The sequence below is a fragment of the Pedococcus sp. P5_B7 genome, from assembly GCF_054049895.1.
Genome location: NZ_JBFULM010000002.1, coordinates 667,869 through 684,124 on the forward strand (window position 1 = coordinate 667,869; position 16,256 = coordinate 684,124).

Sequence of the window (16,256 nt, forward strand, 5' to 3'; positions counted from 1 at the left end):
ACTGCGTTGCCCGGCTGCCCCCGGCCGGTTGCCGTGCGGTCCACCAGGCGACGGCGAGGTATGCCGTGCAGCCTCGGTCGCGTCAGCCGGCCGACATCGGCGTGCGACCCCGACGGCGTTCGAGCACCCGGGTGAGCGAGTCGACCACGCGGGGGTCGTACTCGTAGCCCAGCCCGAGGTGGATCCGCTCCATCGCCCGGTCGTCGTTGCCATTGGGTGCACACAGGTCGTCGTAGGCGTTCGCGACCTTGATGATGCGGCTGGACATCGGCAGCTCCTGACCAAACTCCCGGACCTGTCGGTAGGGGGTCGTCTGGGCCTCCAGGATCGCCGCGACGTTGTCGAGCACCCCGGTGGTGCGGACGATCTCAGCGCCGTCATGGGCGATCCGCTGCTGATCGGCGGGAGCCGCCATCACGGTGGCCCCCTCGGGGATGGGGGCCCTCAGGGCCACCTGGCCGAGGTCGTGCAGCAGCGCGGCATACTCCAGGTCGGTGAGGTCGCGCTGGCCCATGCCCATGTCACGGCCGACGGCCACGGACATGTCGGCGACGCGCTGGGCGTGCGACGTGCGCGTGTAGCCGGCCCGGTCGGTCAGCGAGGAGAGCGCCCCGATGGTCTGCCGGTACGTGGTGCGGATCGAGGCGTAGCGCTGGACGGCGAAGTAGGTCAGCAGCAGCGGGAAGAGGAAGAGCGGCAGGGCGGCCACGCCGACGGCGACCTCGGCCAGGGCGATCAACGCTCCCGACGCGACCAACGCGGTGGCCAGGCCGCCGCTGGACCGGACCTCGTCGACCACCGACCGCAGCAGGGGCGCGTGGTCGCGCCCGGCCCGCACCGCCGCCTCGAGCGCGAGCTCGACGACCATCGCCACGCTGCCGACCAGGAGCATGACGATCGCGACGAGCCAGCGATGCTCGTGCCAGCTGTCCTGCAGGGCGATGAGGGTGTGACCGCTGAAGTCGACCGAGCGGTAGAGCACCGCCGCGCTGGCAGCGGCGAGCAGGCGTGCCGCCGTGCCGCCCCAGTGTCCCGAACCGGTGACGAGCCGCAGGATCAGCAAGCCGGCCAGCATGCCCAGCGAGATGGTCGCCACGACGACGGCGGCATCGACCGGCGGGTCACCGGCCTCCGTCAGGGGCGTGAGCGAGAGGCCCAGCGCAGCTGCCGTCGACATGGGAGCCGTCTCGCGGCCGGTCAGGATGGTGAGCCGCGCGGTCTCGCCCAGGGCGATCGCCACGAGGAAGATCAGCATCTCCAGCCCGACCCCGCCGGCCAGCTCGCCGACCGAGCCCAGCGACAGCCACAGCGAGACCACGATGCAGGCGCCGCAGAGGAGCCCGATGGCGCCCCGCAGGTCGATGCGACGCAGCCGCTCGCGCATCAGCGCACCTCGCCGCTCGCGTGGTGCAGCCCGGCCGCGCGGCCGGTGATCCTCGTGCGCAACCGGTCGGAGAAGGCGATGTGGTCGGACACCTCCGGCTCGTCGTGGTCGAGGGCCACACCTGCCGAGGCCAGCTCGTCGGGGGTGCGGTCCGTCACGGCCCACTCGTGCCGCGACAGCGCCTTGACCAGCAGCTCGACGACCTGGGGGTCGAACTGGGTGCCAGCCTGTCCGCGGACGACGTCCAAGGCCTCCTCAGGGGGCAGCGCGGGCCGGTAGGAACGCGCGGAGGTCAGGCACTCGAACGCGTCCGCCACGGCGATGATGCGGGCGGCCAGGGGGATCGAGTCGCCGCTGAGCCCGTCGGGGTAGCCCCGCCCGTCGAAGCGCTCGTGGTGGTGGGCGATCCCGTCCACCGACCCGGAGAGGAAGTCGACGTCCTTGACCAGCTCGACACCGGCGAGCGCGTGCCCGGCCATGGTGACGTGGTCGTCGTCGGTGTGGGCCTGCCGCGACCCGAGCAGTCGGGTGGGCATGGCCACCTTGCCGACGTCGTGGAGCATCCCTGCGGTGCGGATGTCCTCGATCTCCTTGTGGCCCAGCATCATGGCCCCGGCCATCCACTCGCTCAGCTGGGCGACCCGCTCGCTGTGGCCGGCATTGTGCGGTTCCTTCGTCTCGACGGCGGTGACGAGGGCCCGCAGCGTGCGCTCGTGCGCCTGCAGCTCGTCGCCGTACTGCGCAAACGCCCACCGCGCCACGAACAGCGGGGCGAGCACGAGGACCGAGCTGAACCAGCCCACCTCCGCGGGGATCCAGAGCACGACGAAGAGGAAGCCGATGACGCCGTAACCGATGTAGGCGGGCCCCGTGGTGGCCAGCAGCGCCCAGACCTGCGTGCGCAGCGGGATGGCGCTGACGATGTTCTGGATGCCCGCGAGCAGCAGGGCGTTGACGAGGCACTGGGCGACGTCCGCCGCCACGAGGGGCAGACCGACCTCCAGCAGCAGGGCGGGGGCGTGCAGGGACGCGATCTCGGCCTGGCCGCCGACGGTCAGGTAGACCAGCCCCCCGACGGCGCCGATGAAGGCGAACATGCCGGTGTTGAACACCCGGGCCCGGCGGGGCACCTTGCGGAAACCCACGAGGTTGGCCCCTCCACCCACCAGCGCGGCCCCGACGGGGCCGGTGATGACGATGGAGGCGAGGACGACGATGCTGACGAAGGAGATCCGGATTCGCGTCCCGACCGGGTTGTCGCGACCGACCCAGCCGGCCACCGCGACGAGCAGGAGGAGGGCCACGGCGGGGACATTGGTCGGCGGGCCAGCCACCAGCCATGCCAGGGCGCCGGCCGCCAGGGCAAGGGCACACACAAAAGCGATGAACAGGGTAACTCGGAGCGCACTCGTGCCGGAGCCCTCGGAAGGGCTCGACGGCGAAGGGCTCATGCCGTCAACTTACCGGCCGGAGGGGCCGGTGGAGCGAGGCTCAGCCGTCCCAGTGCCAACCGCGGTTCGCCTCGACGCCGTCCCAGTGCCAGCCCGCGTCCGGCATCGCCTTGGTGGGACCGTCAGCCGGAGTCCAGACGAGCGAGTCGTCCTTGGTGAGGATGGACTCGAAGAGGGTGGTGATCGCCTTCATGGCAGATGCTCCTTCTGTCTGATGCCCGACTCGTCCGTTCGGTTACTTCAGACCATCAATTGTCCCGAGCCGCCAGGGGTGCGGTGCGCGGACAGGACTATGATGCCGGTCAACCTGTATCCTTGGGACTTTCCTTGCCCGTTCTTTGCCAAACCTTGAACAAGGCGTCGCACCTTTTCCCGGCATGCTTGGGCCCTTTGGTCCGTGTTTGCCCGCAGAGATCCCGATTTCGGCTCTGGCGGACGATGGCACCTCGAGGCTGTGAGACAATCGCCGTGCACCTGGTGCACATCGCGCCTCACCACCACTGACGGAGTGACTCCCATGAGCAAGCGCGCCCGCAAGCGCCGCTCGCGCAAGGGCAACGCGGCCAACCACGGCCGCAAGCCCAACGCCTGAGCCAGCGCCACGACGCACGAGACGGGGCGGTCGAATCCACTGGATTCGACCGCCCCGTCTGGCGTCGGCGGCCCCGTCGTCCCCTCGTGGGGTCCGGAGCGCCCCGCTGGCTACTCGGAGATCTGGTACGTGATGGTGGTGATCCGGGCCATGATCGACGTGCGCAGCGCCACCGGGGCCTCCTCGCACGCGCACGACCGCTTGACCAGCGCCTTGAGCGCCTGGTCGAGGTCGTACTCCTGCAGGCAGGGCCCGCACTCCTCGAGGTGGTGCTTGATCTTGACCGTGTCGGCGTGCGTCATCTCGCCGTCGAGGTACTCGTAGACCCGGTGCAGCACCTCGGAGCAGTCCGAGCCCGCAGCCTCTCCCGGTCCCATTTCTCCGCAGCTCATGAGTCCGCTCCCTGGGTCACGAAGCCGCGCTCGGCGGCATACTCCGTCAACAGCTCCCTCAGCTGGCGCCGGCCGCGGTGCAACCGCGACATGACGGTGCCGATGGGGGTGTCCATGATCTCGGCGATCTCCTTGTAGGCGAAGCCCTCGACATCGGCGAGGTAGACCGCCATCCGGAAGTCCTCCGGCAGCTCCTGGAGCGCCCGCTTCACCTGGGTGTCGGGCAGGTGGTCCAACGCCTCCATCTCGGCCGACCGCAGGCCGCTCGAGCTGTGCGACTCCGCACGGGCGAGCTGGTAGTCCTCGATCTCCGCGGCATCGGACTGCAGCGGCTCGCGCTGCTTCTTGCGGTAGGTGTTGATGTAGGTGTTGGTGAGGATGCGGTACATCCACGCCTTGAAGTTCGTGCCGGGGCGGTACTGGTGGAACGCCGCGAAGGCCTTGGTGTAGGTCTCCTGGAGCAGGTCCTCGGCATCCGCCGGGTTGCGCGTGGTGCGCAGCGCCGCGGAGTAGAGCTGGTCGAGCAGCGGCATCGCCTCGCGCTCGAAGCGCCCTTGGCGCTCGGCGGGGGTCTCGCTGGACACGTCGACCGTGGCGTCAGGGGTGGCCTCGTCGATGATGGTGTCGGTGGCGGGTGTCTCAGTCATTGCCCTCCAGCCTAGTCCCGCGGTGGCGTCGACAGGCTTCTCGGTCGTGGCGGACAGGCCCAGTCCGACAGGCGCGGTGAGCGCGGTGCCGCGGACGGGCGGTGCGGTCATGACGGGCACGAACTGGCTCCTGGTGGTGCATCGGTGGGTTTCGACCGCCTCGCGGCCGGTCCCTTGGTCCAACGGGGCGCCTCTCGCCGTCATTCCCAGGCGCTACGGTTTCCGGTATGTCGCGCGCTCCGGAACCCACCTTCGTCCAGCTGCTCACGGACCAGGTCCGCCACGAGTTCACCGCCAGCCAGCAGTACATCGCCATCGCGGTGTGGTTCGACGGGCACGACCTCCCGCGCCTGGCGACGCACTTCTACCTCCAGAGCGTCGAGGAGCGGAACCACGCCATGATGATGGTCCAGTACATGCTGGACCGTGACTGGGCGCTGACCGTCCCCGGCGTCGACGAGGTGCGCAACGAGTTCGGCAAGCCCCACGAGCCGATCGCCCTCGCGCTGGAGCAGGAGAAGTCGGTGACCACCCAGATCGAGGCGCTGTTCCGCGCGGCCCGCACCGAGGGCGACGTCCTGGGTGAGCAGTTCATGCTGTGGTTCCTCAAGGAGCAGGTCGAGGAAGTGGCGGCGATGAACACCCTGCTGACCATCGCGCAGCGAGCCGGTGAGGACTGGTTCCAGATCGAGGACCACCTCGCCCGTGAGGCCGTGGGCGACAGCGGCAACGACGCCTCGGCGCCGGCCGCCGCCGGCGGCGCGCTCTAGCCGCAGGACCGCGACCCGGCCGGGCCTCAGGCGAGCGAGCGCACGAAGGCGACGGCCGCGGCCACCAGGTCGTCCGGCTTCCTGGTGAAACCGTGACCGCCCTTGACCACGGTCACCCACGACGGGTCCGGCAGCTCGGCGCGCACCTCGGCAGGCGTGCCGAACGCGTCGGACTCGCCCTGCACCACGTGCAGCGGTATGCCGTGTGGCACGGGTGCGCGCAGCTCCTCCGCCCGCGAGAGCTCGGGCTTGCCCGGCGGGTGGAGCGGGAAGGCCAGCGCGAGCGCCGCATCGGCGGCCACCTCGTGGGCGGTGCGGAAGGCGACCCGCGCCCCGTTGCTCTTGCCGCCCACGACCAGCGGCCTGGGGAGGGCGCCGCGCCCCCGGGCCAGGTGCGCGACGACCGGCAGCCACGCGGGGTCCTGCGTCGCGGCGGGTGGCGGCAGCTTGCGCCCGGCGACGACCCAGGCCTGCTCGACCAGGGCCACGGCCCACCCGGCCTCGACCAGCCCGGTGGCGACAGCGGTCACGTCGCCGGCGCGGATGCTGCCGCCCGCGCCGTGGGTGAGGACGACCGAGCCGTGCGCCCGGGGCGGTCGGGCCAGGTGGACGCGCGCCGGTCCCAGCGGCGTCTCGACGTCGACGACTCGGGTGGTGCTCATGCGGGGTTGGGCCCTCCGGTCGAGTCGGCGGCACCGGCAGCGTGGCCGCCGATGATCTCGCCGGTCATGGGGTCGACGACGCCGTCGAGCTCGTCGGGGCCGGCCGGCTCGATGAGCTGGGGGCCGTTGCTGCGGTTGGACGAGACCGCCGTCCCGACGGGGTGCGCCTCGAAGCGTCCCGGCGACGCGAAGGCGAGCAGCCGGCCCACGACGGCCGGGTCGGTGACAGCGGGGTCGAGCCAGGTGGCCCAGTCGCCCCGCTCGAGGACGAGCGGCTGCCGGTCGTGGATCCGGTCCAGGCCCGGCTCGGCGTCGGTGGTGATGATCGTGAAGGTCGTCAGCCAGGCCTCGGGGTCGTCCTGGTCCGCGATCTCGCGGTCCCGCCAGAACTCGTAGAGACCGGCGAACGCCACGATGTCGCCGTCGGCCCGGTGCAGGTAGAACGGCTGCTTGCGCGGGTTGCCCTTCGCGTCCGTGCTGACCGGGGACTTCTGCCACTCGTACCAGCCCTGGGCCGGCACCAGGCACCGGCGCGACGCCGCGGCCTTGGCGAACGAGCCCTTCTCCAGGACCGACTCGGCCCGGGCGTTGATCATCCGCATCCCGATCTTGACGTCCTTGGCCCAGCTGGGGACCAGCCCCCACGTCAGCAACCGCAGCTGGCGCACGGGAGCCGGCTCACCGGCATACTCCTCCGCGGTGTCGCGGGGAGCGCGGGCCAGGACGACGGGCGCCTGCTTGCTCGGGGCGAGGTTGTAGTCGGGCGTGCCGGCCGGCGGCGACTGAGGGTTCTTGAGGATGCTGCGGGCCGGCTCCGAGGTGCGGTCCTGCTCCACCTCGAACTCCTCGACCAGCTCGTCGGGGTTTGCTGTCGCTGCGTATCGGCCGCACATGGTGGACAGGGTACGCAGCGACGCTGACCTGCCAATACGGTAGACAGGGAGGCGACGTGCGAACCGACCGACCGCACCCCCCAAGGCATCACCAGGAGTGAACATGACCCTCGTCCGCCGCGTGGCCCGGCCGCTGCTCGCAGCGATCTTCGTCGTCCAGGGCCTCGAGCAGCTCCGGCACCCCTCGGCCCTCAAGCCGAAGGTGGCCCCCTTCGCCGAGCAGCTCGCTCCTCTGGGCCTGCCCAACGACCCCGAGCTCCTCGTGCGGGCCAACGGCGCCACCATGGTCGCGGGCGGTGCGCTGCTCGCCACCGGTCGGGTGCCGCGCCTCGCCGCCCTGGCCCTGGCCGGCGCGCTCGTGCCGACCACCTACGTCGGCCACCCCTTCTGGGCCGAGACCGACCCGGCCGTGAAGCGCACCCAGCGGATCGGCTTCCTCAAGAACCTCGGGCTGCTCGGTGGCCTCCTGCTCGCCAGCGTCGACACCGAGGGCAAGCCCGGCCTTGCCTACCGCGCCGGGCTCGCCGGCGACTCCGCGAAGCGAACCGCCAAGCGGGCCAGGCGCGAGGCGAAGCACGCCGCGCACGCCGCCCGTCGCGAGGCCAAGCTGGCGGCCGCCCAGGCGCACGATGCCCTCACCTGACCCATCGCACGCCGCGCAGGGCGACTGGTCCACGCCCCGCGCGACCCGACCCGTCGACGCCGAGGTCGCCCTGCCGGGCAGCAAGTCCCTGACCAACCGCTTCCTCGTCCTCGCCGCGCTCGCCAACAGCCCGTCGCGGCTGCGTCGGCCGCTGCGGTCACGCGACACGCTCCTCATGGCGCAGGCACTGCGCGACCTCGGTGCGGGTGTCGACGACGCCACCGGGCACGGCGCCCTCGCCCCCGACTGGGTGGTCACGCCGGCGACGCTCAACCGCGGGGCGCACGTCGACTGCGGGCTGGCCGGCACCGTGATGCGCTTCCTCCCACCCGTCGCCGCCCTGGCCGACGGCCTGGTCACCTTCGACGGCGACGTCCAGGCGCGAGTGCGCCCGATGGGGCCGGTGCTCGCCGCCCTGCGAGTGCTCGGGGCGACGGTCGAGGACGAGGGCCGCGGCACGCTGCCCTTCACCGTCCACGGCACCGGGAGCATGCCGGGTGGTGCCGTCACGCTCGACGCGTCCTCGTCGTCCCAGTTCATCTCCGCGCTGCTGCTGGCCGCTCCGCGCTACGACAACGGCGTGACGATCCACCACGTGGGCAAGCCGGTCCCGTCCGAGCCCCACATCGAGATGACGGTCGAGACCCTTCGCGACGCGGGCGCCATCGTGGACGACGGCGACGCCAACACCTGGCGGGTCGAGCCGTCCGAGATCAACGGTCTCGACGTGCAGGTCGAGCCCGACCTGTCCAATGCCGCGCCGTTCCTCGCCGCCGCACTCGTGACCGGCGGACGCGTCACCGTGCCCGGCTGGCCCCAGCACACCACGCAGGCGGGCGACGCGATCCGCGACATCCTCGACGCCATGGGGGCCGACGTCTCCCTCTCCCGCGAGGGGCTGACCGTGGCGGGGAACGGTGAGGTCGGCGGGGTCGACGTGGACCTGCACGACGCCAGCGAGCTCACCCCTGTGGTCGCTGCGCTGGCCGCGCTGGCCGACTCCCCCACCGTGATCCGCGGGGTCGCCCACATCCGGGGACACGAGACCGACCGGCTGGCCGCCCTCTCGCGCGAGCTCGGCGCCGCCGGCACGACCGTCACCGAGACCGACGACGGCCTGCGCATCGTGCCCGGCGCCCTCACCGGAGGGTTGTTCCACACCTACGCCGACCACCGGATGGTCATGGCCGGCGCCGTCCTGGGGCTGCGCGCCCCCGGGCTCGTCGTGAAGGACCCCGGCACCGTGGCCAAGACCCTCCCCGAGTTCGTCGACCTGTGGCACGGCCTGGTGGACCCCGGTGGTGACCGACGATGAGCCGACGCGCGTCGGACTACGACGAGAGCGACGTCCGCATCCGGCCGAGCCGTCGGGGGTCCCGACCGAGGTCCAAGGACCGCCCCGCCCACGAGGACGCCGTGCCCGGGTTCGTCATCGGCGTCGACCGTGGTCGCTACACCGTGCTGGTCGCGGCGGGCGCCGGCGGCAAGCGCCCTGACGGGAGGCCCTGGCCGGAGCGCATCGTCACCGCCATGAAGGCCCGAGAGCTGGGGCGCAAGGGCATCGTCGTCGGCGACGACGTCGAGCTGGTCGGCGACACCACGGGCAACCCCGACGGCCTGGCCAGGGTCGTCCGCCTCACCCCACGGCGATCGGTGCTTCGCCGCACCGCTGATGACACCGACCCGGTCGAGCGCGTCATCGTCGCGAACGCCGACCAGCTCGTCATCGTCTCCGCACTGGCCAACCCCGAGCCGCGTCCCCGCATGATCGACCGCTGCCTCGTGGCCGCCTACGACGCCGGGCTCGACCCGCTGCTGGTGCTCACCAAGGCCGACCTCGCCGACGCCGACGCCTTCCTCGCCAACTACGCCCCGCTCAACGTGCGCAACATCGTGACCGCCACCGGTGAGACCGGCTTCGAGGGTCTCGAGGCACTGCAGGAGCAGCTGGTCGACCGGGTCAGCGTCTTCATCGGCCACTCCGGCGTGGGCAAGTCCACCCTCGTCAACGGGCTGGTCCCCGATGCCCGCCGGGCGACCGGAGTGGTCAACGACTTCACCGGTCGTGGTCGCCACACCTCCAGCTCCGCGGTCGCGCTGCGGCTCCCGGACGGCAGCGGCTGGGTGATCGACACCCCCGGCGTGCGGTCCTTCGGCCTGGCCCACGTGGACCTCGCCCGGATCATCCAGCACTTCCCCGACCTGGAGCCCGGCACGGCCGAGTGCCCGCGCGGATGCACCCACGACGAGGAGGAGTGCGCCCTCGACGCGTGGGTCGCATCCGGTCAGGCGGGGCCGGCCGGCACTTCACGCCTGGAGTCGCTTCGGCGCCTGTTGCGCGCGCGGTCGGGCGACTCGGACTGAACCCGCCGCCCCAGCGGACCCAGCACCAAGTGGCCGGCGAACGCCAATGCCGTTGACAGCACTGGCATCCCGAACAGCAGTCCGAGCTGGACATGCATCGGCGCGGACAACATGGTGTCCTCGTCGAGACGCCCCGACCACCACAGCAACACGCCGGGACCGGCGATGGCCAGGACCGTCACGGCGCGGGCCAGCAGGCCAGGACGACGCAGCAACGGCCCGGCGACGAGCAGTCCGGGAGCCAGCGGCGCGCCCTGTCCGGCGAACAGGATGAGCCCGGGCACGAACAGCAGCCGGAACCACCGCCGAGGCCCGGTGGCGTGGCGCGCCACCCACGAGAGCCCGATCAGCAGCCCAAGGACACCGCTGAGGCCGATGACCATCGACGTGCCGGACCAGCTGAACTCCGGCTCGGTCGACACCAGGCGCATCCAGGCCCGGGCCACCACACCCCACGCCGCCCCCAGGCCGAGGCCGGTGAGGGCGGCGCGGAGCACCGCGTGCCGGGAGCCTGTCATCACCACTCCACGGGCAGGCACGCGAGCCTCGCCCCCGCGGTCCCGTCCGCTGCGGTCGGGTTGGCGTGGATCACCACGGATCGCGGGCCGGCCGCCGGCGCCCAGTCGACCCGGGCCATGCTCTGCCCGTTCCCACCGTCGTTGATGGTCACGTCGAGCCAGATCTCGGTCTGGTCGTTCACCGTGGCGGGTGTCGTCGCGGAGTGGTTGTAGTGGCCGAGGGCTGCCCCGCCGTTTCCCGCCACGCAGGGCCCGCGGTGCAGGTGGGCGCCGAACGTCCGGCCCGCCACCGCGGGGTCCACGCCATGGACGACGAACACGGCCTGCGTCGCGTCCGTGCCGACCAGGGTCAGCTTGGCTGACGCCCCGTCGAACGGTCCGGACGCTGTCGGGGCGAAGTCCCGCAACCCACTGTTGAAGTTCAGTGCCGCCCCCGCAACAGCCGGGGCGACTGCGGCGCCCACGCCCACGATCGCAGCGCAGGCCGCCGCGGTGGCCGTCCTCCGCCAAAGAGGTGATGACTGGATGTGTTCCATGATGCTCTCCTTGCCCTGTGATGCCGTGGTGCTGACACCTCACTGACGCGACACCACGACGCGATGGGTGACACGAGAATTCACCGAAATTCGTTGTCACCCAACGGCTCTGCTCGTTCGTCTGTTGAGGTGATGGAGTCTGTGGGCGTAGTGGACGGTGGCACACGTGAGGCGTTGGCGGTCCCTGCCGCCGACGCCCTCGTGGCCGCGCTCTTCGCCGCGGAGGCGCCACGGCTCGTCTCGCTCGCGAGGTTCTTCGTGGAGGACCGCACGGCCGCGGAGGACCTCGTGCAGGAGGCGTTCATCCGCCTGTCGCGCAGCGCCCACCGGATCCGTGATCCCGAGCGCGCTGCGGCCTACCTGCGGTCGATCGTCATCAACCTGGCCCGCGACCACAACCGGCGCGGTCTCGTCTCGCTGCGCCACCGACCGCCGGCCGTCCTCGACGAGCCCTCCGCGGAGGAGACCGCCGCCGCCCGGGAGTCACGCTCGGAAGTCGTCGAGGCACTGCGCAAGCTGCCGCACCGGCAACGCGACTGCCTCGTCCTGCGCTACTACCTCGACCTGCAGGTCGAGGCGATCGCCACGACCCTTGGCATCTCCACCAACTCGGTCAAGACCCACCTGCAGCGGGGCATGCGTGCCCTCGCGACCACCCTGGAGGAGAGGCAATGAGCACCCTCGAGGAACGCCTGCACGAAGCCCTCGTGAGCGAAGGGACCCGGGCCGAGCCGTCGCCGGACCTCTTCGCCCGCGTAGTCGCCTCGATCGACGACGACCGGGCCCGACGGCGCCGCCTGGCCCGGGTCGGGGCCCTCTGGCTGGTCGGGACCGCTGCCCTGACGGCAGCCGTGCTGACCCTCACACCGAAAGATGGGAAAGGACTGCACATGCCCTGGTGGATCCTGGAGGTGGGTACCAACCTCGCCCTGCTTGCCATCGCCTTGTGGCTCGGCCCGTTCATCAAGCGCTTCGGGCGGGCGTATGCCGCCGACGTCTTCCACGACAACCCGCTCACCGGCAAGAGCTACATCGTGCTCACCGACATCGTCTACTACCTGATCTTCGCCGCGTACATCCTCTTCAGCGTGCACGTCGCGCCCCAGAAGGACTGGCAGAACTCGATCTCGGGCAAGGTCACCGCTGAGCAGGTGACCTTCGAGCTGGGCCGACTCGGCGGCATACTCCTGATCATCGGGATCCTGCACGGTCTCAACATCGTCCTGATGCCGTTGCTCGGGCGGATCTTCTCGCTGAACCGCCGGCTGCCCGGTCGGCAGTAGGGCCCGTCTACGACGCGGTGCCGCCCTCCCGTGAAGGAGGACGGCACCGTGAGGGGTCGTGCGGTCAGGCGCCTGCGGTCTGCGCCTTCGGGTCGACCTCGGTGAGGTCGATCGTCTCGATGATCTCGCGCGGAGAAGCGAAGTGACAGGCCGACAGGTGCTCGGCAACGCCGTCAGGGCGCTGCTCGAGCAGCGGGATGTCGGTCTTGCACTTGTCCTGCGCCTTCCAGCACCGCGTGTGGAACCGGCACCCCGACGGCGGGTTCGCCGGCGAGGGCACATCGCCCTTGAGGACGATCTGCTCGCGCTTGTCACGCAGCGTCGGGTCCGGCACCGGGACGGCGGACAGCAGCGCCTGGGTGTAGGGGTGGGTGGGACGACCGTAGATCTCGTCCTCCTCCCCCAGCTCTGCCATCTTGCCGAGGTACATCACTCCCACGCGGTCCGAGATGTGCCGGACGACGGACAGGTCGTGGGCGATGAAGATGTAGGACAGGCCGAGCTCGTCCTGCAGCTTCTCCATCAGGTTGACGACCTGCGCCTGCACCGACACGTCGAGCGCGGAGACCGGCTCGTCGCAGATCAGCACCTTGGGGTTGAGCGCGATGCCACGGGCGATGCCGATGCGCTGCCGCTGACCACCGGAGAACTGGTGGGGGTAGCGGTTGATGTGCTCCGGGTTGAGGCCCACGAGGTCGAGCAGGTCCTGCACGGCCTTGCGGCGACCCTTCTTCGGCACCACGTCGGGGTGGATGTCGAAGGGCTCCCCCACGATGTCGCCGACCGTCTTGCGAGGGTTGAGCGAGGTGTAGGGGTCCTGGAACACGATCTGGATGTCGCGCCGGAGCCGACGCATCGCACGACCCTGCTGGGCGTACATGTCGACGCCGTCGAAGATCACGCTGCCCGAGGTGGGCTCCTCCAGGCGCATCAGGAGGCGGCCGAGCGTGGACTTGCCACACCCGGACTCACCGACGATGCCCAGCGTCTCGCCCTTGAGGAGCTCGAAGCTGACGCCGTCGACGGCCTTGACGTTGCCCACGGTCCGGCGCAGCACGCCGCCCTTGATGGGGTAGTACTTGACCAGGTCGGTCGCGGTCAGAATGGCCTCAGCCATGGAGGACCTCCTCGGCGAAGTGGCAGGCGCTCTCGCGGCCGGGAGCGACCTCGAGCAGGGCAGGGCGGTCCTCACGGCACACGTCCTGGGCGTACTTGCAGCGCGGGTTGAAGGCGCAGCCCGGGGGGATCCGCATGAGGTTGGGCGGCAGGCCACCGATGGCGGCGAGCTGCTGACCCTTCTGGTCGAGGCGCGGGATCGACTCGAGCAGACCCTTGGTGTAGGGGTGTCCGGGCTGCCGGTAGAGGTCGAAGACGTCCGCCCGCTCGACGATCCGGCCGGCGTACATGACCGCGATCTTGTCGGCGACGTCGGCGACGACACCGAGGTCGTGCGTGATCAGGATGAGCCCCATCTGGCGCTCCTCCTGCAGCTCCTGCAGCAGGGCCATGATCTGCGCCTGGACGGTCACGTCCAGGGCGGTGGTCGGCTCGTCGGCGATGAGCACCGCCGGGTCGAGCGCGATCGCCATCGCGATCATGATGCGCTGGCGCATGCCGCCGGAGAACTGGTGCGGGTAGGCCTTCACCCGCTCCTTGGCGGCCGGGATCTGCACGCGCTGCATGAGCTTGACGGCCCGCTCGAGCGAGTCGGACTTGTTCATGCCGCGGTGCACGCGGAACATCTCGGCGATCTGCCACCCGACCGGGAACACCGGGTTGAGCGACGACAGTGCGTCCTGGAAGACCATCGAGATCTCCGGGCCGCGGGTCCTGCGCCGCTGCTCGTCGGGCATGGTCAGCAGGTCCTGACCGCAGTAGCGGATCTGGCCCTTGGGGATGACCGCAGGCGGCATGTCGAGGATGCCCATGATCGCCTGCGCGGTCACGGACTTGCCCGACCCCGACTCACCGAGGATGGCCAGCGTCTGGCCCTCGTAGAGGTCGAAGTTGACGCCGTTGATCGCCTTGGCGACGCCGTCGGCGGTGTGGAACTCGACGTGGAGGTCGTCCACTTCGAGCAGGAGGCCGTCCTTCGGCGTGTAGGTCTGGCCGGAGGACTTCGCCGACTGGCGGGCCATGGTTTCAGAGGTTGTCATGTGTCGTCTTTCTCCCGCCTCAGCGCGACTTCGGGTCGAAGGCGTCGCGGACTGCGTCACCGAGCATGATGAAGGCCAGCACCGCCAGGCTCAGGAAGAGGCTGGGGAACAGCAGCATGTGCGGAGTGGTCCGCAGCCCGACGAGGGCGTCAGAGATCGCCACGCCCCACGAGATCGCGGGAGGCGTCAGCCCGATACCGAGGAAGCTCAGGGTTGCCTCGACGGCGATGAAGACACCGAGGTTGATCGTGGATACGACGATGACTGGCGCCATGGCGTTGGGGAGCACGTGCGCGCGGATGATCCGCCACGGCGTCGCCCCGAGGGCCCTGGCTGCCTGGACGTAGTCGTTGGGCTTGACCTGCATCACGCTGGACCGCATCAGTCGGGCGATACCCGGCCAACCGAAGATCGCCAAGACGATGACGACCTTGCCGACCACCACGAGGTACGGGGTGTCCTGGTTGTTCGGCTTCACGGACATGAACAGGATGCCGCCGAGCAGCAGCGGGATCGCGAAGAAGATGTCGGTGATGCGCGACACGACGGCGTCCAGCCACCCGCCGTAGTACCCGGCCAGGGTGCCCAGTGCAACGCCGATCAAGGTCGTCAACAACGTGGCGAACAAGCCAACCAGGATCGAGGCACGGGCACCGTAGACGGTGCGCGAGTAGATGTCGTAGCCCTGGATGTCGCGGCCGAACCAGGCGCTTCCGCTGGGCTTCTGCCGGGCCTCCTTCAGGAGGGCGGCGTCGGGGTCGACATGGGTGAACAGCTGCGGCACGGCTGCCATCAGGACGAACAGCAGGATGAGCCCGACCGACACCCAGAAGACTGGGTTGCCCTTCAGGATCCTCCAGGCGTCCGAGGTCAGCGACCGAGCCTCGTCGTGGCCTCCGGCCGGGGCGGCGGTCTCGGCGCCAATGGCAATGGTCGATGACTCAGTCATGGCTGATCCTCGGGTCGAGCACGCCGTACAACAGGTCGACGAAAAGGTTGACGAGCAGGAAGACCAGCACGAGGACGGTGACCGTGCCGACGACGGACACGCCGTCGTGGTTGTGGATGCCCTGGTAGAGGAAGCCTCCCACGCCTGGGATGTTGAAGATTCGCTCGGTGACGATGGCACCACCGAGCAGCCCTCCGAAGTCAGCACCGATGAAGGTGACGACGGGCACCAGCGAGTTGCGCATGGCGTGCACGCCGATGGCGCGTCCGCGCGTCAGGCCCTTGGACACGGCGGTGCGCACGTAGTCGGCCCGGAGGTTCTCCACGAGGTTGGTGCGGGTCAGGCGCGCGACGTAGGCGATCGAGGCACTGCCCAGCACGAAGGCCGGCATGATCAGCGACCTCGTCGGGTGGTCGGCCTGGTAGGTCACGGGGGCGAGGCCCAACTTCACGCCTACGTAGAACTGGAGGAGGAAGCCGATGACGAAGACGGGCACCGAAATCACGAACAAGGTGCTGACGAGGACGAGGTTGTCGATGAATTTGCCCTTGCGAACGCCGGACATGATGCCGGCGATGATGCCGATCACCGTCTCGAAGACGATCGCCATGAGGGCGAGCTTGCCGGTGATCGGGTAGCGCTGTCCGAGCTCGTCGGACACCTTGATCTGGCGGAAGTTGGTGCCCAGGTCGCCGGTGACCACGTTGCCCATGTACTTGGCGTACTGGACCGGGAAGGGATCGTCGAGGTTGTGCTCGAGACGGAACTGCTTCACGAACCCGGGCGCACAGGGTCGGTCACCACACATGCCGGCCGTCGGGTCGCCAGGCATGGAGAAGACCATCCAGAAAATGATGAATGTCGATCCGATGATCACCGGGACCATCTGGAGCATTCGGCGAAGGATGTATTTGTACACGTCACCTCCTTGTTGGACGCCGCGGGGAGGGGTGAGTCCCGCCGGCGTGACTGAGACCAGTCGTGTGGGGCGAGACGTGCACGCCCGTGTGCTGCTC

General features: G+C 70.2%; 20 protein-coding genes. 7 read left to right on the forward strand and 13 right to left on the reverse strand.

Going from position 1 to position 16,256, the window contains the following annotated elements; genetic code table 11:
• Nucleotides 1–82: 82 nt before the first annotated feature.
• From ACXJKD_RS06010 to ACXJKD_RS06020, 3 genes are read right to left on the reverse strand one after another with little or no spacing between them, the layout of a single operon-like run.
• Nucleotides 83–1,384: an HD-GYP domain-containing protein gene (locus ACXJKD_RS06010; RefSeq protein ID WP_457253558.1), complete on the reverse strand. Its 1,302-nt coding sequence runs from the start codon at nt 1,382–1,384 to the stop codon at nt 83–85.
• Nucleotides 1,384–2,835: an HD-GYP domain-containing protein gene (locus tag ACXJKD_RS06015; protein ID WP_457253559.1), complete on the reverse strand. Its 1,452-nt coding sequence runs from the start codon at nt 2,833–2,835 to the stop codon at nt 1,384–1,386. The genes ACXJKD_RS06010 and ACXJKD_RS06015 overlap by 1 nt, the downstream gene beginning before the upstream one ends.
• A 40-nt stretch (nt 2,836–2,875) precedes the next feature.
• Nucleotides 2,876–3,028, reverse strand: a complete 153-nt coding sequence (locus ACXJKD_RS06020) for a hypothetical protein (RefSeq protein WP_457253560.1) — start codon at nt 3,026–3,028, stop codon at nt 2,876–2,878.
• A 324-nt stretch (nt 3,029–3,352) separates the two neighbouring features.
• Between ACXJKD_RS06020 and ACXJKD_RS06025 the strand changes: the two genes are divergently transcribed.
• Nucleotides 3,353–3,427 (forward strand): 50S ribosomal protein bL37, encoded by a 75-nt coding sequence (locus ACXJKD_RS06025; protein WP_369791897.1) that lies wholly within the window; start codon nt 3,353–3,355, stop codon nt 3,425–3,427.
• A 110-nt stretch (nt 3,428–3,537) separates the two neighbouring features.
• Here ACXJKD_RS06025 and rsrA read toward each other — a convergent pair whose 3' ends face one another.
• Together rsrA and ACXJKD_RS06035 are read right to left on the reverse strand one after the other, a co-directional pair.
• Nucleotides 3,538–3,819, reverse strand: a complete 282-nt coding sequence (gene rsrA / locus ACXJKD_RS06030) for a mycothiol system anti-sigma-R factor (protein ID WP_457253561.1) — start codon at nt 3,817–3,819, stop codon at nt 3,538–3,540.
• Complete coding sequence (locus tag ACXJKD_RS06035) at nt 3,816–4,466, reverse strand: sigma-70 family RNA polymerase sigma factor (RefSeq protein WP_457253562.1); 651 nt, start codon at nt 4,464–4,466, stop codon at nt 3,816–3,818. The genes rsrA and ACXJKD_RS06035 overlap by 4 nt, the downstream gene beginning before the upstream one ends.
• Before the next feature lie 227 nt (nt 4,467–4,693).
• On the opposite strand from ACXJKD_RS06035, the gene ACXJKD_RS06040 reads away from it, so the two are divergent.
• The gene (locus ACXJKD_RS06040) at nt 4,694–5,236 is read left to right on the forward strand and encodes a ferritin (RefSeq protein WP_457253563.1); all 543 of its coding nucleotides are present in this window, start codon (nt 4,694–4,696) and stop codon (nt 5,234–5,236) included.
• A gap of 26 nt (nt 5,237–5,262) precedes the next feature.
• Here ACXJKD_RS06040 and ACXJKD_RS06045 read toward each other — a convergent pair whose 3' ends face one another.
• Nucleotides 5,263–5,898, reverse strand: coding sequence for an alpha/beta hydrolase family protein (locus ACXJKD_RS06045; RefSeq protein WP_457253565.1), 636 nt, complete (start codon nt 5,896–5,898; stop codon nt 5,263–5,265).
• Entirely contained in the window at nt 5,895–6,791 is an 897-nt protein-coding gene (locus ACXJKD_RS06050; protein WP_457253566.1) for an SOS response-associated peptidase, read from the reverse strand. Before ACXJKD_RS06050 ends, ACXJKD_RS06045 begins: the two co-directional genes overlap by 4 nt.
• A gap of 103 nt (nt 6,792–6,894) precedes the next feature.
• Here ACXJKD_RS06050 and ACXJKD_RS06055 point away from each other — a divergent pair, with 103 nt between their 5' ends.
• The 3 genes from ACXJKD_RS06055 to rsgA are packed head-to-tail and all read left to right on the forward strand — an operon-like array spanning nt 6,895 to nt 9,798.
• The gene (locus ACXJKD_RS06055) at nt 6,895–7,434 is read left to right on the forward strand and encodes a DoxX family protein (RefSeq protein ID WP_457253567.1); all 540 of its coding nucleotides are present in this window, start codon (nt 6,895–6,897) and stop codon (nt 7,432–7,434) included.
• Nucleotides 7,421–8,749, forward strand: a complete 1,329-nt coding sequence (gene aroA, locus ACXJKD_RS06060; protein ID WP_457253568.1) for a 3-phosphoshikimate 1-carboxyvinyltransferase — start codon at nt 7,421–7,423, stop codon at nt 8,747–8,749. The genes ACXJKD_RS06055 and aroA overlap by 14 nt, the downstream gene beginning before the upstream one ends.
• On the forward strand, nt 8,746–9,798 hold the full coding sequence (gene rsgA / locus ACXJKD_RS06065) for a ribosome small subunit-dependent GTPase A (protein ID WP_457253569.1): 1,053 nt from the start codon (nt 8,746–8,748) through the stop codon (nt 9,796–9,798). The genes aroA and rsgA overlap by 4 nt, the downstream gene beginning before the upstream one ends.
• Here rsgA and ACXJKD_RS06070 read toward each other — a convergent pair.
• Both ACXJKD_RS06070 and ACXJKD_RS06075 read right to left on the reverse strand, forming a co-directional pair.
• Nucleotides 9,720–10,316 (reverse strand): hypothetical protein, encoded by a 597-nt coding sequence (locus ACXJKD_RS06070; protein ID WP_457253570.1) that lies wholly within the window; start codon nt 10,314–10,316, stop codon nt 9,720–9,722. The genes rsgA and ACXJKD_RS06070 overlap by 79 nt on opposite strands.
• Nucleotides 10,316–10,852, reverse strand: coding sequence for a hypothetical protein (locus ACXJKD_RS06075; protein ID WP_457253571.1), 537 nt, complete (start codon nt 10,850–10,852; stop codon nt 10,316–10,318). The genes ACXJKD_RS06070 and ACXJKD_RS06075 overlap by 1 nt, the downstream gene beginning before the upstream one ends.
• A gap of 132 nt (nt 10,853–10,984) precedes the next feature.
• Between ACXJKD_RS06075 and ACXJKD_RS06080 the strand changes: the two genes are divergently transcribed.
• Both ACXJKD_RS06080 and ACXJKD_RS06085 read left to right on the forward strand, forming a co-directional pair.
• Complete coding sequence (locus tag ACXJKD_RS06080; RefSeq protein WP_457254165.1) at nt 10,985–11,527, forward strand: RNA polymerase sigma factor; 543 nt, start codon at nt 10,985–10,987, stop codon at nt 11,525–11,527.
• Nucleotides 11,524–12,135 carry a hypothetical protein gene (locus ACXJKD_RS06085; RefSeq protein ID WP_457253572.1) on the forward strand — a complete coding sequence of 204 codons (612 nt, stop codon included), beginning with the start codon at nt 11,524–11,526 and terminating at the stop codon, nt 12,133–12,135. The genes ACXJKD_RS06080 and ACXJKD_RS06085 overlap by 4 nt, the downstream gene beginning before the upstream one ends.
• A gap of 64 nt (nt 12,136–12,199) precedes the next feature.
• On the opposite strand, the gene ACXJKD_RS06090 is transcribed toward ACXJKD_RS06085, so the two are convergent.
• Genes ACXJKD_RS06090 through ACXJKD_RS06105 form a run of 4 tightly spaced genes read right to left on the reverse strand, consistent with a single transcriptional unit; the run spans nt 12,200 to nt 16,159 of the window.
• On the reverse strand, nt 12,200–13,252 hold the full coding sequence (locus tag ACXJKD_RS06090; RefSeq protein ID WP_457253573.1) for an ABC transporter ATP-binding protein: 1,053 nt from the start codon (nt 13,250–13,252) through the stop codon (nt 12,200–12,202).
• On the reverse strand, nt 13,245–14,273 hold the full coding sequence (locus tag ACXJKD_RS06095) for an ABC transporter ATP-binding protein (RefSeq protein WP_457254166.1): 1,029 nt from the start codon (nt 14,271–14,273) through the stop codon (nt 13,245–13,247). Before ACXJKD_RS06095 ends, ACXJKD_RS06090 begins: the two co-directional genes overlap by 8 nt.
• A gap of 37 nt (nt 14,274–14,310) precedes the next feature.
• A complete protein-coding gene (locus ACXJKD_RS06100) occupies nt 14,311–15,240 on the reverse strand; it encodes an ABC transporter permease (RefSeq protein ID WP_457253574.1) in 930 nt (309 codons plus the stop codon).
• The gene (locus ACXJKD_RS06105; protein WP_457253575.1) at nt 15,233–16,159 is read right to left on the reverse strand and encodes an ABC transporter permease; all 927 of its coding nucleotides are present in this window, start codon (nt 16,157–16,159) and stop codon (nt 15,233–15,235) included. The genes ACXJKD_RS06100 and ACXJKD_RS06105 overlap by 8 nt, the downstream gene beginning before the upstream one ends.
• Between the last annotated feature and the right edge of the window lie 97 nt (nt 16,160–16,256).